Raw genomic sequence first — 23,483 nt, 5'->3', positions numbered from 1 at the left:
CTATATCGTTTATCATAATTCTATTTTAAATTAAAAAAGAGATGATTAACCTTACATATCATCTCCACACCTTACAACTTTGTAAGGTTTATTTAATTACAGTTTGTTGAAAATTAATTATGACTGTTGTACCAACATTTACTTCAGATTGAATGGTTATATCGTGACCTAAATTATTTAAAATTCTTTTAACCATGTATAAACCAAGGCCACTCGCATTACTATTAATGCGCCCATTAAATCCTGTATAGCCTTGATTAAAAATCATTGGTAAATCATTTTGCGCAATACCAATGCCCGTGTCTTTAATAATGACCTGATTGTCATTTTGACAAATAATATTTATTTTGCCCTGAGGTGTATATTTAATTGCATTAAATATAACTTGTTCAAATACAAATCGAAGCCATTTGGCATCACTAACGACAGAAAAATCAAATTCATTTATGCTAACAGCTAAATCTTTATGGATGAACCAATATTTATAATCTTTGATCACCGATCTTAAAGACTTTTGGACACTCATATCCTGGTACGCTATATCCTGATTGAAGTTTTTTAAACGAATAAACTGCAACATCATATCCAAATACTGATTGATCACTAACAATTGATTACTAGTTTCATATTTTTCAATTGTCCCAGTTTGATTCATTAAATCTAAAACGGACAGCGGTACTTTAATTTGATGGGCCCACATTGCATAGTAATCTTGAATGTCATTTGCATCTTCATTTAACTGTGCCTGCATTTTTTCTTGATGCAATTGTTGCTTTTTAATTAATTGTTGGTACATTCGTTCGTGACTAGACAAGGTCGCAATGCTTGATAATGTATGTACCTCTTCTTCGCACAGCAACTGAATCAGTCCCTTGTGTGCTCGGTACCATTTCCAAAATAAAATATAAGTAATTACAATTAAAATATAACAACCACCCCAAAGGACATCGAACATCGAGTCTAAACTTAGTGATCGCATAATCACGCTCCACATTAGCAAAAGAAAAGTTAACATAAATGAGGCGTACAGATACCAAAAGTCAGATAAAAACTGCAACGCTAAGCCAAATATTTTTTTAATCACTAAGCTTAATCCCCTTACCTTTGACAGTTTGTAAATACTTTGAAAATCCAATTTCTGTTACTTTGTTACGCAATCTCGTTAGCGTGACCGCTAACGTATTCTTATCAACAAACATCTCGTTATCCCACAAAGTAGCCATAATGTCCTCTCTGGTAACAAGTTGATTTGGATGAGTAAATAAAAGATACAATAGCTTTGTTTCATTTTTGGAGAGAACTACCTCTCGACTGTCATATATTAACTGATTATCAATAATATTCAAGGTATAACCTTGAAATTGAGAATGCTTTTTCTCTACACTAAAGCTATATTCGCGTCTCAGCAATGCATTAATTTTTACGATTAATAAATCTATGTTAAACGGCTTAGTAATGTAATCATCTGCGCCGAAATTCATGGCCAGAATCATATCACTTTCTTCATCACGACTAGATAAAAAAATTATCGGTATCATGCTATTTTGACGTATTTTCTGTGTCCAAAAAAAACCATTATAGTAAGGTAAATTAATATCCATCAACACTAAATGTGGTGAATGCATTGTAATTTCCTCTTCAACTTGATTAAAATCTTTACAACTAACTGCACTTAGTCCCCAACTAATCAAACCCTTTTTCAGCAGGCTTACGATTTCTTGATTATCCTCAACTATAAAAATTTTATATTTCATAATTTGTGTCCTTTATTTACTTACTTGAAGGTAAACCAAATCATGAATAAATGCAAGCTCATTCGCTAAGCATAGGGATTACCGAATTTGTCACAATACTTGTAAAATCCCAGTTTGTACAGATTGGTTGTTTTATCAATTTGATCTACTGGCAGTGCGTGAACTGTTTTCATAACTTGATTTGTAAACTCTAAGGTTGCTGTTCCATTGGCAGTAATTAAAGGTTCATCTACTACAACTTGTTCTTCCAAGAATCTAGACAAGTTTGTATATTGCTCATAACTCTGCCACAAATATACTGAATTACCAGTATGCTTTTTATCATTCAATAAACCATTTTTAGCCAAGAAATCAACTGCACCACAAATGGCCGCCACCGTTTTCCCCGCGACTAAACGATTTTTGATTAGATTAGTAATTTCAAGGCTGTTGATATGCCATGAATTACCACCAATCAAAACAAGTAACTCGGTTTCTAGAGGAATCTCGTTAATAGAGTAGTCTACTTTAGTCTGAAAACCACCAATGGAGTGTATAGTTTTTTGAATGGAAGCAGTTTTGACTGTCCAATCGGTTAATTGATTTAATTGACTTGATAGATAGGCACCTTCCCAATCTGCATATTCGTTTAACAAAAGAAACACTGCTGTTTTCATGTATCATTCCTCTTTCTTAATATTTAAATAGCTTATCATATAGAAAAAGGGAACACAAGTTCGCATATCGACACAAAAAAAGCATCGTTATGTAATCAACAATGCCTTTTCTAATATTAAAAATAATAATTGAGTTCAGCCTTATTCTTCAAATCCCTTAACCATTGGTAGCAAGGCAGCTAACATCAGTACGCCAATAAATCCTAGAATAATACCCAAAGTCATCATCCCCCAAACCATTGTCATTACCATACCTAATCCAAATACGATCGCACTAACAAAACCAAACAAACTGATTACTACGATTCTAGTATTCCAAATCCATAACGCTTTTCCTGCCATTTTACGTTTAGCCAAAAATACAGCTAGAGCACTAATAATACCAACGCCACCTAGAATTGCACCTTGTAACTCTACGCCCCATTCCGGTAGTAAAACCATACACATCCCAATTGCGAATAGAAAGCCACTACTAATCCACCCTAGTAAGATTATAAAGTCATTTTTCTTCATTAGATTCCACTATCCTTTTAGTTTGTGCCTAAATGTACCCATCGTTTTCCTGCGTATACGCCGACAAATGATAACACTATGCCGCCTGCAATGGCTGGTACAAAGTTAGTTTCCATCAGTGTGGGTCCGTAATTTAGTAGTTGATCAGCCGAAACTGCACCCAAGCTACCTAACAAAATACCAGTGCCAAGGGTGATGTTTTTCCTCAATACTGTACCAGGTTGTTTCACCACATTTCCCAAAAATGCGACACCTAACCCTGTCACAACTCCGATAATGATATTTAATACAATTGCCATCTCTTATCTCCTTTATCCTTTTGATTGAATTAATTATCTAATTACTTTGTTTATAAATTGCTAAGGTTTTGTTTCGGTTTTGTTAATGACGTTTTATTAATCAAAACATCGATACTTTTGTTTACAATTTGTTAATCTTAAGCGTTACTGCGTTTTATCAGCAAATTTTTGATACAATGAGAATTGAATTCTTTAACTGATTAACTGGACGCCATATATCATTCCACGAAAGATAATCATATGCAGCTCATCAAAAAAATAACGACAAAATTTAATGACATCATTGATCATCACAACTTAAGACATCACATTTCAGAAAAATCTGATCGTGTAGTTCTATATAATGCCGCAAGCACAATATCTAATTTGGTATTTGCGCTTATCAAATTAACTATTGGTATATTCTTTTTATCTTTATGGTTTTTAATATTTGGTGGCTATTATATTATTTTACTGGCTATTCGATCATACTTTTTGTGGCGATATCGTCAAATTAGAGTTTCAAACATAAATCCCTTAGAGCGAGAAAAAATTGAAATTAGATACTTGCGAGAAGGTGGTATCTTATACGGTTTACTGGGCATGGCTCTTGTTACATTATCGATTTATATGTATATCGTAAACGAACCACAACGATATAATCAGAGTATTGTGTTGCTAATTGCACTAATTGGCTTCACTAAAATTGTGACATCCGTCGTTGGCTGGATTAAAGCTCGTCATTTTCGTAGTCCAATTATTACTTATTTAAAATCATTAAATTTAGCTGATGGATTAGTTGCCATTGTGATGACACAATATGCACTATTGTCCTATGAAAATTCACCTAGTGCTTCGTCATCAACAGGATTGTTTGGTGCGGCAATTGGTATTTTTTTAATTATTGTTGGTTTGGTGATAACACTTCGAGCCCATATAAAGTCCATTTCGCGCTAAATGACTGCAACTGTAAAAAGACCGCCATGCACACATCACATGATGAATGTATAGGGGTCTTTTTAGTACAAATATATTCTGAAATCATTCTCATTTTATTCAACTACTCTCGCGTTCGTCTATCTGAAAAGAGGTATAAATGTGACTGGACTCATTGCCTTTACTAAACAACATTTTTAAAGCAGTTTCTCCCATATTATAGAATGACTGTGTGACGCTCGTGATACGGGGGCTAACAATATCAACTAAATAAGTGCCGTCAATGCTGATCACTGCTAGTTGATCTGGTACATTAATATCTAATTTTTGAGCTGTATTAATAATGCCTATTGCTGCCAAGTCGCTCGCGCCAATAACTGCTGTTATATCCGTTTGTGATGCATAATATTGCATTGATGCTACACCACTTTCATATGAGTAATCGCCATCAAAAATCCAATCATCATTTTGCGGAATACGATGGTCCTTCAGAGCTGACAAATAGCCGGCTACTCGTTGCTGACCTATAAATTTATCCACTTCCAAACTCGATAAACCAATTTTTTTGTGCCCTTTGTGAATCAAAAACTTGGTTGCTTCATATCCTATTTTAAAATCATCTGAAGAAACAAACTTTGATTCTTTACTCATTGCAGTTGAAACAAATACATTCGAAATGCCACTATTCTTTAGTAGGTTGATAGCATCACCACATAATTCTACGGAAATTAATAATATGCCCTTGACCGGTCGCTCAATAACAGTATTAAGTGCTTTAATTTGCGTCTCTTCATCATTATCACCCACAAATAAAATTATCACACTCAAATCCTTCTTATAGGCATTTTTTTGAATACTTTCAATGATTTTCATCGCAAAATTTGTTTTGGGCGTTGATACCAAAATTGCAATAACATTGCTTTTCATGGTCACCAATTCTACTGCGGCTTTATTTTTTTTGTAGCCCAATTCTTGAATTGCTTTATGAACTCTTTTTTCAGTTGCTAGAGAATAGGCTTCTTTTTTACCCGCTAACACTCTGGAAACAGTTGCGATTGAAACATTTGCATTTTTAGCAACATCTTTAATTGTAACTGACATCATTAACCCCGTTTTCTAACTTACTACCTCATTTTATTATATCCCAACACTACTCCATCGTATAAATTAAATAAATTCTTATTTTTGTCGTGCACTTATGATTAAATCAATTATTACACTAAGTAAACGTTTACTGTACTGGTATAAATGGATTGTAAACGTTTACGCAAAGTGGTAATCTATGAGTACAAAATAAAAAGGAGAATCAAACAATGACAAAACAATGGTTTAAGGACTCAGTAGTATATCAAATATATCCTATGAGTTTTCAAGACAGTAATAACGATGGTATTGGTGACCTTGCCGGTATCACTCAACGATTGCAGTATATCCATAACTTGGGTGCTGATGTCATCTGGTTAAATCCTATTTATGTCTCTCCAAATAAAGACAACGGCTACGATATTGCTGATTATCGCAATATTAACCCAAATTATGGCACAATGCAGGATTTTGAAGATTTACTTCAACAAGCACATCGCCTAGATCTTAAAATTATGATGGATTTGGTTGTTAATCATACGTCAGATCAACATGTTTGGTTTAAAGAAAGTTGCAAGAATCAAACTAACGAGTACGCCAATTATTATATTTGGCGGGATCCAGTAGACGGACATGAACCAAATAATTGGCTTGCAGCATTTGGCGGTTCTGCTTGGACTTATGTTCCTGAACGAAAGCAATACTATCTACACATGTTTGCCGAAGGACAACCAGATCTCAATTGGGAAAATCCTGAAGTTCGCGAGGCAGTTTTCGATATTGAACGCTTTTGGTTGGATAAAGGTGTTGATGGATTTCGAATGGATGTAATCAATTTAATTTCTAAACCTGAAGGCTTGCCTGATGTCACAGAACCAGTAACTGCAGGAACAACAATGGATTTTGTAGCAGATGGTCACCGACTTAACGAATTTTTACGCCAAATGAACGACGAAGTACTGTCCAAATACGACACAATTACTGTTGGTGAAATGCCTAGCTCAACCCCTGAAGATGCGATTAAATATACTGGATTAGATAGTCATGAATTGAACATGGTCTTCCAATTCGAACATGTTTCCCTCAGCCCAAATCCGGACGTACGACTGGGTAAATGGAATGACGAACCTATTAATCTAGTGGAGTTGAAAGCTTCCTTAAATCGTTGGCAAATTGGATTAGATGGCAAGGGATGGAATAGTCTCTATTGGAATAATCATGACCAGCCACGTGCAGTTTCTCGATTTGGAAATGATCAACCTGAATTCAGAGTATTATCTGCTAAAATGTTAGCAACTACCTTGCATATGATGCAAGGAACACCCTACGTTTATCAAGGTGAAGAGCTAGGTATGACTAACGGTCATTTTGAGAGTTTGGAACAATATGAAGATATTGAGTCAGTCAACTTTTATCACGAGTTTGTTGATGAGCAAAAGATTGTTGACAGCGCAACAATGCTAAAGTATTTAGCTAATATGTCACGTGATAATGCGAGAACCCCTATGCAATGGAATAACCAACAAAATGCCGGATTTTCAAATGTGACACCTTGGTATGCACCAAACAAAAATTACACAGCAATCAATGCCGAAAATGTTTTATCTGATAACGACTCCGTTTACTATCATTACCAGAAGCTAATACAACTTCGTCATGATTCAGAGATTGTTAGATATGGAACGTTTGAAGCGATTGATTCTGAAGACAACCAGGTATACGCATACCTTCGTCACTATAAAGAACAGTCTGTTCTTGTTTTGAGCAACTTCACTGACAAAGTAGTCACCCGTGACTATGGACAAACGAAGTTCTCAGAATTGTTAATCAATAACTATTTAGGTGATCAGGGAACAACCTTACGCCCATATGAAAGCAAAGTTTATCTTTTGACGAAATAATCAAAATTTCTGACAAAAAGAAGGTGCTATTTTGAATCAAAAAAATCCTCATTCTAAAATTTTTGTTCTAGCTGTTTTATCCGTATCTGTTATGATCACAACAGGTACAGCCATTTCCTCTGCATTACCTGAAATGGCGAAGAGTTTCCCAAATATTTCCGTATCACAAATTGATATGATTGCTACCATACAGCAATTTTCAGTTATGATAACATTACTTCTCTCTGGTTTCATTTCCAAAAAACTTGGTATTAAGAGGACGATTACAATTGGATTGATTTTAACGGGCGTAGCCGGTGTATTTCCGTTTTTCTCCCATAGTTTCATCTTAATTTTAATTTCAAGGTTAATCGTGGGGTGTGGTATTGGCCTGTTTAATTCACTTGCCATCACTATCATTGATTTATTTTACGAAGACCCTACGCGTTCTCAAATGCTTGGTTTTCGTTCTGCTACGGAGCAAATTGGTGTTTCAATTTTAAACATTGTCGTTGGCTTACTCGTGCTAATTAACTGGCATGCTTCATTTTTAATCTATCTTTTGGCTTTCCCACTACTAGCCTTCTTTTTAAAAGTAGTGCCAGAACCACCTATCCCACAAGGTAGCGATAATAATAAACAGCGTATTAACTTACCTGTCCTCATTATGACAGTATTATTAGCGTTCATGGTTGCTTGTACTACAGCAGTTATTATTCAGGTTCCAAATATTATAGTCACTGATCTTTCAAAATCAAGCGCCGTTTCAAGTTTGATTATTTCAGCTAATACACTGATGGGCATGGTAATGGGCATACTTTTCGGACGTATTTATCGTTTTGTTAAAAAATTTATTTTACCATTAGGCATTTTATTTATGGCGCTCGGTTCATTAATTATGGTTAGTTTTCATAGCGTTTTTGGTGTCACACTTGGTGCTGTTGTTTGCGGTATGTCATATCCACTTGTAGGGTCTTATATCTTCTCGCTAGTCAGTGTTATAGCACCAAAAGGATCGGAAACATTGGCTAACTCAACTCTATTAATTGGCGCAAATCTTGGGTCTTTCTCAACCCCCTTGTTCTTAAGCGAATTAGGAAAACTGAACTCATTAACGACACATGCTGGTCCATTCTTAACAGCATTCTGGTTGTTGATCATTCTGACAATGATTGTATTGATTTACCAAACCTTTTTCCAGAAAAAAGTACATCAAAATATTATGAATTAATGATCATAAATAGGTTTAAAATATATAACAAAAAAGCTTTGTCTCAAGGACAAAGCTTTTTCATTTATCACACTTTAAACAATGTTGGGCGTACATACTTCAACAACTCAATAACGATTGTAGGTGCTAAAGAAAGAACTATAATCACAATCCAATGTCCTAATGAAAGCGCCGTTAAACCAAATAACGTCTGTGTAAATGGTATTAACGTAATCACCAAGGTAATTACTGTCGCTAAAATTGCCATGTTAACTAACGAAGGATTCGCACGATAACTAATAGCAAAAAGCGTCTTTTCTGAACGAATATTGAACACGTGGAATATAGAAGTCAATGACAGAATGGTGAAAGCCATTGTTTGACCAATTTGTTCGTTAGCTTGCAAACCACCAAAGACAACATTTTGCCCAACCCAGATGGCTGCCAAGGTAACAATCGCAAATAAAGCAGCATTTAAGCCGATTTGACGACCTAACCCTTGTGCAAATAACTTAGTATTTTTAGGCATCGGCGGTTCGTTCATAACGTTGGTTAACATTGGCTCACGACTAAGAGCAAATCCTGGCAAACCATCTGATACCAGGTTAATGAACAACAGATGTACGGGTAGCAATGGCGAGCCCCACCCCAGCAACATGGCTATCAAGATCACTAATAACTCGGATATATTGGCACTTAATAAGAAATTAATTGTCTTTCGAACTTTAACATAAACACCACGTCCTTCAGAAATAGCATTAATAATCGTCGCAAAATTATCGTCTGTCAAAATGATGTCCGAAGCTTCACGGGCAACATCTGTCCCTGTCTCACCCATCGAAATACCAACATCTGCTGCTTTTAATGCTGGAGCATCGTTGACACCATCTCCAGTCATCGCAATGGTTGCATCTTGACGTTGCCATGATTTAATAATTCTAATTTTGTCAGTTGGTGTTACACGGGCATATACGCTGTACTTCTGGACATTACCATCTAGCTCTTTGTCTGATAATTTAGCTAACTCTGAACCTGTAATTGTTTGATCCCCATTACGTAAAATGCCAATTTCACGTGCAATTGCACTAGCCGTTTCAACGTGATCTCCGGTAATCATAATTGTTCTAACACCTGCAAGACGAGCCTTTTCAACTGCTGGTGCCGATTCTGGGCGTGGCGGATCGATAATACCAACTAGCCCCACCAATGTCAAATCTTGTTCATAAAATTCTTGTGTTGGCGCTTCCGGCATAACATCAAATGTTCTTTTAGCAATCGTCAGAACACGTAATGCCTGTCCACCGAAAGTTTTGTTAACACTTTCAGCTTTATCACGATTTCCATGCTTAATCATTGGAAGCAAAACATCAAATGCACCTTTGGTAATCGCAATGTAGCCACCTTCTGGTTGCTTATGGACGGTGGTCATTCTTTTTTTCGTCGAATTAAACGGTATCTGTTCGACTAGCGGATACTTTTCTAACAACTCTTCCCGTGTCGCTTCTTTATCAATAGCTCTTACTAACGCTACTTCTGTTGGTAGACCATCATAAACAGTCTGTCCCTCAACAGTTTTAACCGAAACATTGGTTGATATGGCTGCCAAAGATAACACTTCCTTAGTAGCATCGTCCAATCCATCTGCAATATTAGTCAAATGATCCTGTTCATCTTGCCACACCCTTCGAACAGTCATCTTATTTTGCGTTAATGTACCCGTTTTATCGGAAGCAATAACATTCGTTGTTCCCAAGGTTTCTACTGCTGGTAACCGTCGAATAATCGCATGCTTTTGTGCGATTCGTTGGACGCCAAGCGCCAGCGTCATTGTAACAATTACTGCTAATGTTTCTGGAACAACCGCAACGGCCAGCGAAATTGCTGTCAAAAAGATATGCTTCAAATCCATGCCCTGGTAAATACCTAGCCCAAGCACAACCACTGCGGCACCTATAGCTACCCAAGAGATATTTTTTCCTAATTGAACTAAACGTCGTTGCAATGGTGTTAGTGGAATTTTTGACTCATTACTAAGTAGACTTGCAATTTTACCCATTTCAGTCTGCATACCAACGGCTGTAACAATTGCTCGTCCATGACCGTTAACAATCGTCGTCCCACGATATACCATCGTAATTCGTTCTCCAAGACCAACTTCATCGTCTGGTTTAAACGTGGCATCTGCATTCTTTTCAACCGGCAAACTTTCACCTGTTAAAGCAGACTCTTCAGCTTGAAGCTCAATAGCCTCAATTAACCGGGCATCAGCGGCGATTGCGCTACCATTTTCGACAACCAATACATCACCAAGCACAACATCATCCGCGTCAATCTGTTCTATCTGTCCATCACGTAAAACTTTAACTTGCGTTCGATTGAGATTTTGCAAGGCTGCTAATGAATCTTCAGCTTTTCCTTCCTGAACGATTGATAAGACCGAATTAATAACGACAATACCAATAATTAAGAGACTTTCAAAATAGTTCCCAGTATCTTCTAAGTATGTAGCAACAAACGAAATAACTGCCGCAATTAGCAAGATAATTGTAGCAACATCATTTAGGCTGATTAAGATTTTTTTCAATAATGAAACTTTTTTTTCAGCTACAAAAACGTTGGCACCATATTCTTCACGATTTTTAGAAACTTGCTCAGCATCTAAGCCTTTCCCCATATCAACGTGATGCGATGCGATTGTTTCCTTAACACCTCTTCGGAATGCTTCCATTTAGTGTCCTCCTTTTTGTTTACTGCTTATGGAAAGATTATAAAACCACATGATAAAATGTGGCCACGACACGTTTTTCCCAGCGTGTTCATGTTGGCAGTTGCATACTATTCAAGAACAAGCGCAACAATAATGATCAATTCAAGCGAAGTCCCTAACACTCACTTGATTGATCATTGCGCTTTATAGATAAAAATGAATCATTTCCATCTTAAATTAGTCATTGTATGTCTCTACGTAACTCAGTTACGCTCTTCGCTGTCAAAATTTATTCTCTCATGATATATGAGAATATGATAAAAGAAGAATAAAAATGATTATTCTTATCTAATTAGTATGATACTTCTATTGTAACATAACTGAACAAACGCTGTATTATACGTAAACAAAAAAGAATAGAAAATGAAAACAATATCCGCAATATGAGAAACGCTTATCAAATAGATTTTATTTGCTCAAAGATATTAATAAGCTCCAACAAACTGAGTGCAACTTCGGCCCCTTTGTTTCCTGATTTGGCACCTGACCGTTGCTGTGCTTGCTCTAAAGTATCTGTAGTCAACACCCCAAAAACAATTGGTACATCTGTACTTAAACTTATTTGAGAAATGCCGTTAGCAACACCATTAATAACAAGGTCATAATGATCTGTGTCTCCTTTTATTACAGCACCTAGTGTTACAATACCATCATATTTTTGAACCTGCGCTATTCTTTTCGCAACCATTGGAATTTCCAAAGCTCCTGGTACCCAAATAATATCAATATTACTCTCATCAATACCATGCATTTCTAGAGATTCTTGCGCGCCAGAAATAAGTTGCTTAACAATTAAATCATTAAACTTGCTGGCCACAATTGCAATTTTTTTATTTGTTTGATCAATTAACTTAGCTTTATAAATCATTTTTATTTACCTTCTTAATGTCAATCACAGCTTGTGATTAAATTTTTCCTTTTTTGTTTGCATATATTGTTCATTCTTATCATTAATGCCCGTAATTAAGGGTACCTGTTCAATAACCTCAATACCTTCGTCAATTAACGACTGTACTTTATCCGGATTATTCGTTAATAAGCGAATTTTGGTTAATCCTGATATTTTCAAAATTTTGGCAGCCTTTTTATAGTCCCGTTCATCCGGCAAATGCCCTAAGTGAACATTCGCATCATACGTATCAAACTTATTTTCTTGCAACACATAACTTTTTAGTTTTTCATGAAGTCCAATACCACGACCTTCTTGACGAAGATAAACAAGAGCCCCACCTTGCTTATTTATTGTTTTGAGCGCTTCTCTCAGTTGAGGACCGCATTCACAACGTTGTGAACCAAATATTTCGCCGGTTAAACACTCGGAGTGTAAGCGAACTAAGGGAATTTGATCAAAACTTCGACTGCTTTGAATAAGCAAATCAGATTTTTCTTCATCATTCACGCTAAACTCCGTCAAATGAAAATCACCGTATTGAGTTGGTAAATATACCGTTGGTCCCTCGTCAATACCTGCTTGTTTTTGGTCTTCTCGGTAATTAATTAGATCCTGCATTGATAATTGAAATATATCGTGTTTTTTCGCTAATTCTTTAAGTTCTTTTTCTCGAGCCATTGTTCCGTCTTGTGCCAAAATTTCTATTATATACGCCACAGGCGGCACACCAGCTATTTTAGCTAACTCAACAGCCCCTTCTGTATGTCCCTGTCTTGTCAGTACGCCACCATCTTCAGCGACTAATGGGAAAATATGACCAGGCGTCTCAAAGTCAACAGATGTTGTACTTAGATTAGCTAAATTTTTGATTGTGGCAGCACGTTCATACGCAGAAACACCCGTCGTGCTGTCAATATGATCAACGCTCACAGTGAACTTTGTCCCAAATTTTTCAGAATTATGCGTCGTCATTTGGTCTAACCCGAGTTCATCAGCACGAGATTTAGTGATTGGTACAGCTAGAACACCCCTTGCAATTGAAAGGGCTTCATTGACCGTAGCTGCCGTCACAAATGATGCTAAACCGACCAAATCTCCTTCATGTTCTCTTTTTTTGTCATCGCTCAAAATAATCAGCTTACCCTTTTTCAACTCTTTAACTGCTGTTTTAACTTTTTCTGTAGTACTTGTCATTATTACTTTCCTTTCATTAAATATTTCGCCAAAATATCGGTTTCAACATTTACCAAATCTCGTTCATGCAATAATCCCAAAGTTGTCTTGGTTAATGTAAGTGGTATTAGACCAACTTGAAATACATCTTCTCTCGCTTGAACAATGGTTAGGCTCACACCTGAAATAGTAACTGAACCTTTATTGACGATTTGATTTATTTGTTGACGGTCTGCTAATTTAAAAGTTAACAATGTGGTTTCTTCACTGTACTCTTTTTTGACTACTTCAGCTGTCTGATCTACATGACCTAGAACAAAGTGACCATCAAATCGGTTGGAAACTAAAAGTGCTTTCTCCAAGTTTACTTTTTGCCCAACTTGATAGAATTTAACAATGGTCGTTTCAAAAGTCGGTACCATAATATCGAATTCAGCATAATTTGATTCTAGCTGATTAATTGTTAAACAAACGCCATCAACCATAATGCTATCGCCTACTCTGCTATCAGAAAAATAGTCCTCGGATGCAGCAATTTTTAAGCGCATTTCTTTGTCATTACGCTGATAAATGCTTATTAAACGACCAACTTCTTGTGTAATACCTGTAAACATTATTGCGTTCCCCCTTGATGATTGATATAGACTTTTTTGACAGCATTGCCAACTTGCACTTCATTTTTAGGCTTTTGGCTAACAGATATTCCTTTCAGACTATCTTTAGATAATACTTTATCTGTTGTATAAATTAGCATTTCTTGCCACAAGTTTTCTTTCAAAAATGAGTGAATCAAACTTGGTCCGCCTTCAACCATCACAGATTGAATATTTTGTTTGGCTAAATCTATTAATATATCTTTAAGCGCACCAGACATTAATTTGACATAAGAATGCTGTTTTGAAAATAGAACATTTTCCGTATATATCAGCCAATTATTTGAAAAATCAAAGTTCGTATTTTGCAACCGTCCACGACGATCAATAACAACTCTCAATGGTTGTTTATGACTGATATTGATGTGCCGTACAGTTAACATTGGTTGATCTGTGATCATGGTCTCGCTGCCAATCATTATTGCACTTCTAGTTGCACGCTCTCGGTGTACATCAGCATCAGCTAGCTCATCAGTCAGTTTTTTTCGTTTTCCAAATTTTTCAGCAACAAATCCGTTTTGAGACATGGCAAGTTTCAACTGAACATATGGTAGTCGTGTGGTATAAAAATAATGAAATGCAGGGTTGATCTCTTTATTTTCAACTGTATTCAAAACATCGACAGTGATACCAGCTGATCTTAGCATTTTAATTCCTGTTCCATTTGTTGACGGATTCGGATCAATGCTACCAACAACCACACGCTTCAGTCCCCAATTTTGAATTTGAACTGCACAAGAGCCTACTTTCCCCTGCGTGGAACACGGCTCCAAAGTGACATAAAGCGTAGCACCTAAAATGTCGGTCTTGTTTTTGACACGATTAAAAGCATTTATTTCAGCATGCGCTTCACCAAACTTTTCATGATATCCTGTCGCGATAACCTGACCATCTTTAACAATTACTGCACCAACCCTAGGATTTTCAAAAGTTTGATACGGCATTGCTCGAATTGCCTCATCTGCAGCGAGCTTCATCCATGTTAAATCATTCATACTTACCTCCTGAATTTTTCAGGACAAAAAACCCGATGCGTTAAAAATACACATCGGGTTTATAGTAGTTTAGATTAATTCAAAAAACCTAGACAATATAAAAAAAGCATCGTCTAAACTATTTCAAATCTTCTCCCATCCAGACTTTAACTGTCGGTCACAGAATTTCACTGTGTCAACCGCGAAAATATCGCGGGTCACGGACTGAGGTTATTCACCATCACCGTCGGTCGGGAATTACACCCTGCCCCGAAGATTAATTTATTTAACAAAACTAATTTATCATTAGAATTCTACAATGTCAATCAAAAATATTTTTTACGCTTTTTAATTCTTATTCTGTAGACAGCAAAAAAGTAAAAAGTCGCCCTAAACACCCTTTTTACTCATTTTTTTCTCTCACTAACGGGCATGATGCACATCTTAGTGCACCGTCTAATAGTGAATGCCATGTAAACACGATAGGGATGACCGTATAACCTTCATTTTTTAAAGCCTCTTGCAACGCTGTATGTCTTTTTTGCACAATAACTTTTTTAGGCCCAATAACTAAAACATTCCCACCCATCTCTTTTCTGGTTTTTGCATCAATATCAATAAATTTATAATCGACCAGTTCTTTCGGTAAGTCTTTTAAGACAGGTTTATGGATAATAGCAGTTTTTGGACCAATAATGGTCATACAACAATCCAAGTGCAAAATTGCATCATCATTCAAATACACTGGTACTACTTTCCACGGTCTATCGACAATCTCATTCTCAAAATCCTTGTCTAAAATACTTTGTAGCCATTTTGCACCAGCTTCATTACTAGCATATTTACCAATGCCGACGAATACATAAGGATAGTTAACGATAACGTCACCACCCTCCAGATATATTTTATCCTTTTGATTTAACGTGTGCACCTGATTCTTATTGTTAATAGCTGCAACAATTCTTTGATACCCACGTCGTTCAATTTTTCGCATTTCAATTTGAACATTTCCTTCAATAAAATGTTCTCCAACGCTCATAGCACTATCTCGTGCATACATTTGCCCCATTCCATAGGGATCTAGCTTTGTTGGGGTTACCGAATCAACATGGTGTACCTTGACACCATGTGTTTCCAAAATTCGTTGGAATTCTGCTAATTCTCGTTGAAATTTTTTAGCAAGGAAACTCGGAACTTTTTTACCTCGCAAAAGAGTATAAATATGTTTTGTCATAAATTGTTTCCATTTTGCAGTATGTTCTTCCTGCTCTATTTCATGCGTATCTGGAAAATATAGCTTTGTTGCATCCCCAATAATGACTTCTTTTAATGGATCATATTCGTTATAAACATTGATTTTCATTTGATTTCCCCTTTTTCTTTTAAGCATACACAAACTCTAAATGTACAAACTCATAACATGCTTTAAGTTCTTCTAAAATACGGACTTTTTTATCACGTAACAATACTGTCCCAATTTCGTCATCGACAACATCAATCATCACCTTAACTGAAAAATACATGCCCGTTTTATAAATATGACAGCCAGTTAATATGACTTCTTTTCCAAAGTGTTTTCTAAGGCATGCTTCAAATTCATTCTGAATGTTTTCATCAATTAACCGGCCGCCACAGATTTCAATGAATGCATTTTTTAGTACTTTAACCGGCGTTGTAATTGAAAATAAGACTAGTATTACCGTCACAAAGAAATCACCCGTGTATAGCAAGAACCCTAGGATTGAATTTTTTGGAATCAATAAAACTAGAAAGGCTGCTAACCCAATCCCCCCACACATGATTGAATCAATTCGCGTACTTTTGGATTCTGCAGATAGCATCGTACTAGCACGACCAATTTTTTGATTTTGCCGACTATAAAACAAAGATATCGTTAAACATAATATGACCATAATGATTTCATATGGAATTATCGGCGTTAAGTTTAATACATCCCCTTTATGGTAAACGAAATATTGATATGCTTTTTGACTTACTTGAATAGTGGAGGTCGTTAACAAAATCAGTGTCATCATTGATTTAAAAGCAGCATACATTGGTTCAAACATGAAGTGACCATTTGGAAAACGCTCACTTGTTCTGGCACTATACTTTGAAATCGTAATTGCAGCGATTCCAGAAACCAGTGTCATTATTGTAAAGTAACTATCTACGAACAACGCTTGAATCTGGGTAATATAATAAACAACAATTCCCAAACTGCCCATCAGCAAATTCATCGCAAGTCCGACCATAAATGCACGTTGCTCAATCTTTTTTTGAGTCATAATATTTTTCCGTATTAATTTAATTGTTTTCTCGCTTCGCGAACTGCCTATGCACTTCTACACAATTGCTGACTATTTTAAAATTGAATCTTATATAATTGAATTAGGATTCGATACCTCTTTCCGCGCATTTGATTAACTAAAGTAATTACCTTAGTTAATCACTTTACAGTAATTCACTTAACCTGTCAATAGATTTTAGATGCAACATGTATTTAAAATGATATAAAGAACACTCAAAAAAGCATTATTCTATCAAAATAATGCTTACAAGAAAAATATTTTTAATTCGTTAGCTAATTTACTTTAACTGAAAAACGATCAGCAAAACTTTGAAGTTTTGCATCAACCAACTCGGCCACTAAACGAGCGTCATGAATAGCAGTGATAACCAAATTAGCACCAGTATTAGCATCACCCGCTACCATATAATTCTCTTGGTTTGTTGTCCCCATGACATTCAGGCGAGTAATATCCAAATCATTTAATATTTTCGTATTGAGACCTGTAAATCCTACTGCAACCAATACCAAATCAGCAGAATAGTCTTTTTCCGAATTCGAAATCACTTGCTTATTGGCATCAATCAAAACAGTTCGAACGCCAGTTACTTCTCCAAATGAATTACCTAAAAATTCTACTGTTTGCGTTTGATAAGGTATTAATTCCTGGTTAACTGTGTCCATGGCTTCCGCCTGCCCATAACTAATTTGCTTTTGCCATGGATATTCCGGCCAAGGTGTCGTACGATCTGTCGGCTTTTCAGTATGATAATCAAACTGTGTTACATTTTCTGCACCTAGCCGAATCGCTGTTGCAATACAATCTGTCGCCGTGTCACCAGAACCAATCACAATCACCTGCTGATTAGATAATGTTTTTTCAAATGTAGTCGTACCGTTTTTTAATACATTTTTGGTTGTCTGGCTTAGAAATGGTAGTGCAAAATCAATTCCTTTCAAATCACGTCCGGGTACATCTACATCTCGTGCAACCGATGCGCCAGTAGCAACAATGACTTTATCAAAATCAGCGTCTAATTGTTCCTTAGTAATATCCTCTCCAATCGTTGTATTAACTTTAAATTTGATACCGACTTCTGACATGACTTTAAAACGACGATCAACAACCCACTTTTCTAATTTCATGTTTGGAATGCCATACATTAAAAGGCCACCTAAACGTTCATCTTTTTCAAAAATAGTGACCTCATGGCCCAATTGATTTAAGCGCCAAGCTGCTGTAATCCCTGCTGGCCCGGAGCCGATGACTGCAATTTTTTTACCAGTTCGCTGTTCTGGTAATCCTTCTGGAACTACCCAGCCATGCGCAAAAGCATATTCAACAATAAAATCTTCATTGTCTTTGATTGTCACACCTGCACCATTCAAAAACTCATTACACGACACTTCGCATGGCGCAGGACAAACTTTTCCAGTAAACTCAGGAATTGGATTTGTTTTTGCCAATCTTAACCAAGCTTGATGGAGCTCTTTTCGATACAAGAGGTCATTCCATTCCGGAATTAGATTGTCATTTGGACAACCACTCATTTGTTTACTTTTATTGCCGTACAACGCACCAATATGACAATAAGGGACACCACAGTTCATACATCGAGCAGCTTGTTCGACTCGTTGATCAAACGCTAGTGGTTCTGCCATGTAATTGAAATCCTTAATACGTTCAGTAATTTTACGATAAGGATTATCAACACGTTCATATTTGAGAAAGCCAAATGGATCAGCCATTATAATTACCTCATTTCGATAATAATGTTTCTAATTCTTCTTCAGTTTCTGGTACTCGTTCATATTCTGGCATCAGTTCATTAAAAGCCTTGAGTTCCTTAGTCAATCCACTAAATCCTTCGGTTTCATATTTATTCATAATGTTTAAAACCTGATGATATTCGGTTGGATATACTTTAATAAAATTAGCCTTTTCATCCTCAAAATGCGCTAAAATATCTTTAGCTTTTTGTGAGTCAGTGTACGCTGCATGTGATTGAAGTAAACTATACAATACGTCGTCTCCATGTGTTTGATTTATCTCAAAAAGATCAACCATTTCCAGATTAATATTAGCAGCCGCTTGATGATCTGGATCATAAATATAAGCAATACCACCCGACATACCAGCAGCAAAATTACGACCAATTTTACCCAGAATGACAGCAACGCCACCCGTCATATATTCGCAACCGTGATCCCCAACGCCTTCAACAACACCACAAACGCCAGAGTTGCGAACAAAGAATCGCTCACCCGCGCGGCCATGGAAATATGCCTCACCAGCAAATCCACCAAAACAAGCAACATTACCGATAATTGGTGAATTATTCGTATCGTATCCTGCATCTTTTGGTGGCGTTACAATTAAACGCGCACCTGATAATGACTTACCAACATAATCATTGGCTTCTCCAATGACCTTAAGCTCCATTCCTTGTGTCGTATAGGCTGCAAAAGACTGCCCTGCAGAGCCAGTATACGTATATCTAAGGAGTCCTGGTGATAATTTGGTATTTCCATAACGCTCTGCTATCCAACCACCCATCCGAGCGCCAACAGCACGTGATACATTATCAATTGGTGCAGACATCGTTAATGTTTGTGTGTTATCAATGGCTGCTTTGGCAGCCATATCTAATTCTGGCCATTGTCGCTTAGCAATGAATGGGTCTTTTGTTTTTCGTGCTATTGGAATAACTTGACCAATCATGTTCGAAAAATCAAGTGACTTATACTTTTTGTTCGTTGTAAAGCGAGTTTTCAACAGTTCTGTATGTCCGACCATTTCTTCCAAGGTGCGGAACCCTAATTCAGCCATTAACTCGCGTAAATCTTGTGCCAAAAAGGTCATCATATTTATGATATCTTCCGGTTTTCCCTGGAAACGTGAACGCAATAATGGATTTTGAGAAGTAATGCCCACTGGACAAGTATTTAAATGGCAAACACGCATCATAATACAGCCTATAGCCACCATTGATAAGGTTGCAAATGAAAACTCTTCCGCACCAAGCATAGCGGCAATAGCTATATCTCTACCAGTCAACAGTTTGCCATCAGTTTCTAAAGTCATTCGCTGACGTAATTTATTAGCGGATAGAATTTGGTGTGTTTCAGCTAACCCTAATTCCCATGGTAATCCAGCATCACGAATCGAATTTCGTGGCGCCGCCCCTGTGCCACCATCATATCCAGAAACGGTCACCGTATCAGCACCAGCTTTCACCGCACCAGTTGCAATCGTACCAACACCTGTTGAGGAAACTAATTTAACATTGATTTTGGCATATGGGTTAACCGCTTTCAAGTCAAATATTAACTGCTTTAAATCCTCAATCGAATAGATATCGTGATGTGGTGGCGGAGAAATTAAGCGTACCCCTGGTGTTGAACCACGTGTTTCGGCAATCCATGGAAATACTTTATTTCCAGCTAGTTGTCCACCTTCGCCAGGCTTGGCCCCTTGCGCCATTTTGATTTGAATTTCTTCGGCTGACATCAAGTATTCTGCGTTAACACCAAAACGTGAGGAAGCAACCTGCTTAATTTTAGAATTTTTAATTGTGTGAAAACGTTTCCTATTCTCACCACCTTCACCAGAATTTGACTTAGCGCCTAATCGGTTCATTGCCTCAGCTATCGTTTCATGAGCCTCTTGAGATAATGCACCAAATGACATGGCACCAACCTTAAATCGCTTCACTATATTTTCAATACGCTCTACTTCATGAATGTCAATGGGTTGACGATTAGGCACAATCTCCCACATTGACCGGATAGTGCCAGGATGTTCATGCTCCGCTTCATGAATGTCAGCCACATACTCCTTGAAGAGTTCTTCATTTCCAGTCCGAACCGCCGTTTGAAATTTATACATCATCATTTGATTGTATAGATGGTATTCACCATCTTCTCGTAGTGAATAAGCACCACCTGAAGGAATTGGGTCGTCTTGAGATTCGTCATACGCTGTTGTATAGCGTTTTAAGTATTCTTCCTCAATTTGATTTAAGTCTAAACCACCAATTCGTGAATGTGTACCAGTAAAGTAGGTATCAACTACATTTTTTGATAAACCAATCGCTTCGAATAATTGCGCTCCATAATAGCCTTGAATCGTAGAAATACCCATTTTGGCCATAATCTTAACGATACCTTTTTCAGCAGCTACACGATAGTTTTCTTGATGTGCTGCATCATTCATATCATATGCTTCTAAAATTCTGTAAGCACCACGCGGATATATCGCGGCTGCACCGTACCCAACCAACGTTGCAAAATGATGGGTTTCAATTGCTTCCGCAGTGTTTAATACAATGGAAGCATTTGTGGCGTTTCCGTTGGCCGCCAAATAATTTTTTAGTGAGGACACAGCTAGAAGAGCCGGTACAGTCAGTTGATTTTTGGTTACCTCACGATCAGATAGAATCAAAATTGTTGCGCCAGAAGCAATCGCTGCATCGGCTTGCTGATTAATTCCAATTAGAGCACGCTCCAATCGCCCATTTGCTAGTCCGGTTAAGTTATAAGCCAGCTTGATAAGCGCAACCTTTTGTTTAGAATTGGAAATATGTGCAATTTTAGCAAAATCAGCCGGTGAAAGAATTGGTGAGTCAATTTTTAACTTGCTAGCATTTTCTGGTAAATCTCGTTGAAAATCAACTTCTCTGCCTAAATACATTTGTGTTGCAATGACTAAATGCTCACGAAGTGCATCAATTGGCGGGTTGGTCACTTGCGCAAATTGTTGTTTAAAAAAAGTAAATAATCCTTGTGGCCTGTCTGATAAGATTGCCAATGGTGAGTCATAACCCATGGCAACCGTTGGTTCTTGCCCAGTATTAGCCATTTTCAAAACTGCACCATCAATCACTTCTTGGGTATATCCGAAGCGTTTAAAAAGAGTCAGCCGTTCTTTATCATTTAAACGTTGTTCTAATAAATTTTGATTTGGTAGGTCTTGCAATGTTTCTTGGTATTCATCGAGCCATTGTCGATAAGGATATTGCGTCGCAAAATGATGCTTCAATTCCTCATTCCTTGTAAAGGTTCCCGTCGTCGTATCTACAAGAATCATGTTTGCCGGTCCAAGCACTCCTTTTTCGATAATTGAATTAGCGGGCACATCAACCACCCCAGATTCAGAAGATAAAATAACATACCCGTCGTCCGTCACCAAATAACGTGAAGGTCGTAACCCATTGCGATCCAATCTTGCACCGACAATGTTGCCATCAGTAAAAACAACAGCGGCTGGACCGTCCCAAGGTGCCATAAATGATTCATTATATTCTGTAAAGGCAGCCAACTCATCTGACACATTCGCTTCTTTTGAATGTGCTTCTGGCACCAGCATTAATAGGGCTTGCGGTATTGAGCGACCATGTCGATACAAGTGTTCCATTGTATTTTCCATCATGGCTGAGTCGGAATTTTCTTCATTATAAATCGCAACCCCATGCGTTTTCATCCAATTAACGTCACCTTGCAAAGTATTAATCTCACCATTATGTGCCAAAAAACGAAATGGCTGTGCACGGTCCCAAGATGGGAAAGTATTAGTTGAAAAACGTGAATGAGTTAGCGCTATTTTGGCCTCAACATCTTCATCGTGTAAATCCAAAAAGAACTGCCCAACTTGGTAAGCATGAAGCATCCCCTTATAGGTAATCGTTTTAGCCGATAACGAAACAATATACATATCTTCGTCTGAAATCGTATCTTCTAAATGACGGCGTAGTGTATACAACGCGTCATCAAAATCCCTTCCTAGAGCAACATGCTGCGGTTTCTTAATAAATATCTGTCGAAATCCAGGCATAGCCTGTTGCGCAGTAGGACCACAAGCATCAAAATCAAACGGTACATCTCGATCAAAAATGTACTCAAAACCATCTGCACTGATTTCAGTAATTATTTTATCTAAAACCTTATTCTTAGCCACAGTATCAAACGGCAAAAAAAGCATTGCCACAGCATATTCACCTGATTGTGGTAAAGTAATACCCTCTATTCTTGCTACTTTTCTAAAAAATTTGTCAGGAATTGACATCAATAGACCTGCACCATCCCCTGTATCTGGCTCTGATCCTGTGCCACCTCGATGATTCATTCGTGTTAATAGTGTAATGGCGCGTTCAACAAGTTCATGAGAAAACTGCCCATAACGTTGCGCAATAAATCCCATACCGCAGGCATCGTGCTCGAGAGATTCATCCCAGAGCGGCGCGTTTTTCACCATTTGCTCACGAAGTTTTGATTGTTTCATTCTTTTTTACCCACATTTCATCTTAATTTAAGCTGACCATATATTGAACACAAAACGGAAAAAAATTAAAACTTTTTATAATTATACTCTTATTTTTTTAATCTTTTGATATAATTTTGGAATAAAATACTCATAAACGTTGAT

The 23,483-nt window shown here is 37.1% G+C and carries 18 protein-coding genes and 1 riboswitch; of the genes, 3 read left to right on the top strand and 15 right to left on the bottom strand.

From position 1 onward, the window contains the following. Nucleotides 1-88: 88 nt before the first annotated feature. The 5 genes from RHP56_RS04135 to RHP56_RS04115 all read right to left on the bottom strand — a co-directional run bounded on the left by RHP56_RS04135 (nt 89) and on the right by RHP56_RS04115 (nt 3,222). Nucleotides 89-979, bottom strand: coding sequence for a sensor histidine kinase (locus RHP56_RS04135; RefSeq protein ID WP_281446913.1), 891 nt, complete (start codon nt 977-979; stop codon nt 89-91). A 97-nt stretch (nt 980-1,076) separates the two neighbouring features. After that, nucleotides 1,077-1,754 carry a response regulator transcription factor gene (locus RHP56_RS04130; RefSeq protein ID WP_011679608.1) on the bottom strand — a complete coding sequence of 226 codons (678 nt, stop codon included), beginning with the start codon at nt 1,752-1,754 and terminating at the stop codon, nt 1,077-1,079. Nucleotides 1,755-1,819: 65 nt separating this feature from the next. Next, nucleotides 1,820-2,410 carry a type 1 glutamine amidotransferase family protein gene (locus RHP56_RS04125; protein WP_060461340.1) on the bottom strand — a complete coding sequence of 197 codons (591 nt, stop codon included), beginning with the start codon at nt 2,408-2,410 and terminating at the stop codon, nt 1,820-1,822. Nucleotides 2,411-2,551: 141 nt separating this feature from the next. Continuing rightward, complete coding sequence (locus RHP56_RS04120) at nt 2,552-2,923, bottom strand: hypothetical protein (RefSeq protein ID WP_102753588.1); 372 nt, start codon at nt 2,921-2,923, stop codon at nt 2,552-2,554. Nucleotides 2,924-2,940: 17 nt separating this feature from the next. Beyond that, nucleotides 2,941-3,222 carry a hypothetical protein gene (locus tag RHP56_RS04115; protein ID WP_102753589.1) on the bottom strand — a complete coding sequence of 94 codons (282 nt, stop codon included), beginning with the start codon at nt 3,220-3,222 and terminating at the stop codon, nt 2,941-2,943. 240 nt (nt 3,223-3,462) lie between these two features. Between RHP56_RS04115 and RHP56_RS04110 the strand changes: the two genes are divergently transcribed. After that, complete coding sequence (locus RHP56_RS04110; protein ID WP_060461337.1) at nt 3,463-4,158, top strand: hypothetical protein; 696 nt, start codon at nt 3,463-3,465, stop codon at nt 4,156-4,158. A 99-nt stretch (nt 4,159-4,257) separates the two neighbouring features. Here RHP56_RS04110 and RHP56_RS04105 read toward each other — a convergent pair whose 3' ends face one another. Further along, on the bottom strand, nt 4,258-5,238 hold the full coding sequence (locus RHP56_RS04105) for a LacI family DNA-binding transcriptional regulator (RefSeq protein ID WP_102753590.1): 981 nt from the start codon (nt 5,236-5,238) through the stop codon (nt 4,258-4,260). A gap of 212 nt (nt 5,239-5,450) precedes the next feature. Here RHP56_RS04105 and RHP56_RS04100 point away from each other — a divergent pair, with 212 nt between their 5' ends. After that, nucleotides 5,451-7,121: a glycoside hydrolase family 13 protein gene (locus tag RHP56_RS04100; RefSeq protein WP_102753591.1), complete on the top strand. Its 1,671-nt coding sequence runs from the start codon at nt 5,451-5,453 to the stop codon at nt 7,119-7,121. Nucleotides 7,122-7,152: 31 nt separating this feature from the next. Further along, entirely contained in the window at nt 7,153-8,331 is a 1,179-nt protein-coding gene (locus tag RHP56_RS04095; RefSeq protein ID WP_102753592.1) for an MFS transporter, read from the top strand. Between the two features lie 67 nt (nt 8,332-8,398). On the opposite strand, the gene RHP56_RS04090 is transcribed toward RHP56_RS04095, so the two are convergent. The 9 genes from RHP56_RS04090 to gltB form a co-directional block, all read right to left on the bottom strand. Next, the gene (locus RHP56_RS04090) at nt 8,399-11,038 is read right to left on the bottom strand and encodes a cation-translocating P-type ATPase (RefSeq protein WP_042251158.1); all 2,640 of its coding nucleotides are present in this window, start codon (nt 11,036-11,038) and stop codon (nt 8,399-8,401) included. A 436-nt stretch (nt 11,039-11,474) separates the two neighbouring features. Continuing rightward, entirely contained in the window at nt 11,475-11,945 is a 471-nt protein-coding gene (gene ribH, locus RHP56_RS04085) for a 6,7-dimethyl-8-ribityllumazine synthase (RefSeq protein WP_011679599.1), read from the bottom strand. A 24-nt stretch (nt 11,946-11,969) separates the two neighbouring features. After that, nucleotides 11,970-13,163: a bifunctional 3,4-dihydroxy-2-butanone-4-phosphate synthase/GTP cyclohydrolase II gene (locus RHP56_RS04080; RefSeq protein WP_014324575.1), complete on the bottom strand. Its 1,194-nt coding sequence runs from the start codon at nt 13,161-13,163 to the stop codon at nt 11,970-11,972. 2 nt (nt 13,164-13,165) lie between these two features. Then, the gene (locus RHP56_RS04075; RefSeq protein ID WP_011679597.1) at nt 13,166-13,756 is read right to left on the bottom strand and encodes a riboflavin synthase; all 591 of its coding nucleotides are present in this window, start codon (nt 13,754-13,756) and stop codon (nt 13,166-13,168) included. After that, the gene (ribD, locus tag RHP56_RS04070; RefSeq protein WP_014324574.1) at nt 13,756-14,790 is read right to left on the bottom strand and encodes a bifunctional diaminohydroxyphosphoribosylaminopyrimidine deaminase/5-amino-6-(5-phosphoribosylamino)uracil reductase RibD; all 1,035 of its coding nucleotides are present in this window, start codon (nt 14,788-14,790) and stop codon (nt 13,756-13,758) included. The genes RHP56_RS04075 and ribD overlap by 1 nt, the downstream gene beginning before the upstream one ends. A 123-nt stretch (nt 14,791-14,913) precedes the next feature. Then, nucleotides 14,914-15,051, bottom strand: a riboswitch (FMN riboswitch). Between the two features lie 121 nt (nt 15,052-15,172). Further along, on the bottom strand, nt 15,173-16,132 hold the full coding sequence (locus RHP56_RS04065) for a dimethylarginine dimethylaminohydrolase family protein (protein ID WP_102753594.1): 960 nt from the start codon (nt 16,130-16,132) through the stop codon (nt 15,173-15,175). Nucleotides 16,133-16,151: 19 nt separating this feature from the next. Then, a complete protein-coding gene (locus RHP56_RS04060; RefSeq protein ID WP_042251142.1) occupies nt 16,152-17,057 on the bottom strand; it encodes a cation transporter in 906 nt (301 codons plus the stop codon). 296 nt (nt 17,058-17,353) lie between these two features. Continuing rightward, nucleotides 17,354-18,808: a glutamate synthase subunit beta gene (locus RHP56_RS04055; RefSeq protein WP_011679594.1), complete on the bottom strand. Its 1,455-nt coding sequence runs from the start codon at nt 18,806-18,808 to the stop codon at nt 17,354-17,356. Nucleotides 18,809-18,818: 10 nt separating this feature from the next. Continuing rightward, nucleotides 18,819-23,339: a glutamate synthase large subunit gene (gene gltB, locus RHP56_RS04050; RefSeq protein ID WP_102753301.1), complete on the bottom strand. Its 4,521-nt coding sequence runs from the start codon at nt 23,337-23,339 to the stop codon at nt 18,819-18,821. Nucleotides 23,340-23,483 lie beyond the last annotated feature (144 nt).

This window comes from Leuconostoc sp. C5, assembly GCF_056530425.1.
Note: the sequence above shows the minus strand (reverse complement) of the source record. Positions and strands in the feature narration are given on the sequence as shown.

What these genes read in the sequence shown, in the direction of transcription:
- RHP56_RS04065 (WP_102753594.1), bottom strand. Translation starts at nt 16,132, where the DNA reads ATGAAAATCAATGTTTATAACGAATATGATCCATTAAAAGAAGTCATT.
- gltB (WP_102753301.1), bottom strand. Translation starts at nt 23,339, where the DNA reads ATGAAACAATCAAAACTTCGTGAGCAAATGGTGAAAAACGCGCCGCTC.
- RHP56_RS04090 (WP_042251158.1), bottom strand. Translation starts at nt 11,038, where the DNA reads ATGGAAGCATTCCGAAGAGGTGTTAAGGAAACAATCGCATCGCATCAC.
- RHP56_RS04125 (WP_060461340.1), bottom strand. Translation starts at nt 2,410, where the DNA reads ATGAAAACAGCAGTGTTTCTTTTGTTAAACGAATATGCAGATTGGGAA.
- RHP56_RS04135 (WP_281446913.1), bottom strand. Translation starts at nt 979, where the DNA reads ATGCGATCACTAAGTTTAGACTCGATGTTCGATGTCCTTTGGGGTGGT.
- RHP56_RS04115 (WP_102753589.1), bottom strand. Translation starts at nt 3,222, where the DNA reads ATGGCAATTGTATTAAATATCATTATCGGAGTTGTGACAGGGTTAGGT.
- RHP56_RS04110 (WP_060461337.1), top strand. Translation starts at nt 3,463, where the DNA reads ATGCAGCTCATCAAAAAAATAACGACAAAATTTAATGACATCATTGAT.
- RHP56_RS04105 (WP_102753590.1), bottom strand. Translation starts at nt 5,238, where the DNA reads ATGTCAGTTACAATTAAAGATGTTGCTAAAAATGCAAATGTTTCAATC.
- RHP56_RS04075 (WP_011679597.1), bottom strand. Translation starts at nt 13,756, where the DNA reads ATGTTTACAGGTATTACACAAGAAGTTGGTCGTTTAATAAGCATTTAT.
- ribH (WP_011679599.1), bottom strand. Translation starts at nt 11,945, where the DNA reads ATGATTTATAAAGCTAAGTTAATTGATCAAACAAATAAAAAAATTGCA.
- RHP56_RS04055 (WP_011679594.1), bottom strand. Translation starts at nt 18,808, where the DNA reads ATGGCTGATCCATTTGGCTTTCTCAAATATGAACGTGTTGATAATCCT.
- RHP56_RS04060 (WP_042251142.1), bottom strand. Translation starts at nt 17,057, where the DNA reads ATGACTCAAAAAAAGATTGAGCAACGTGCATTTATGGTCGGACTTGCG.
- RHP56_RS04100 (WP_102753591.1), top strand. Translation starts at nt 5,451, where the DNA reads ATGACAAAACAATGGTTTAAGGACTCAGTAGTATATCAAATATATCCT.
- RHP56_RS04080 (WP_014324575.1), bottom strand. Translation starts at nt 13,163, where the DNA reads ATGACAAGTACTACAGAAAAAGTTAAAACAGCAGTTAAAGAGTTGAAA.
- ribD (WP_014324574.1), bottom strand. Translation starts at nt 14,790, where the DNA reads ATGAATGATTTAACATGGATGAAGCTCGCTGCAGATGAGGCAATTCGA.
- RHP56_RS04120 (WP_102753588.1), bottom strand. Translation starts at nt 2,923, where the DNA reads ATGAAGAAAAATGACTTTATAATCTTACTAGGGTGGATTAGTAGTGGC.
- RHP56_RS04130 (WP_011679608.1), bottom strand. Translation starts at nt 1,754, where the DNA reads ATGAAATATAAAATTTTTATAGTTGAGGATAATCAAGAAATCGTAAGC.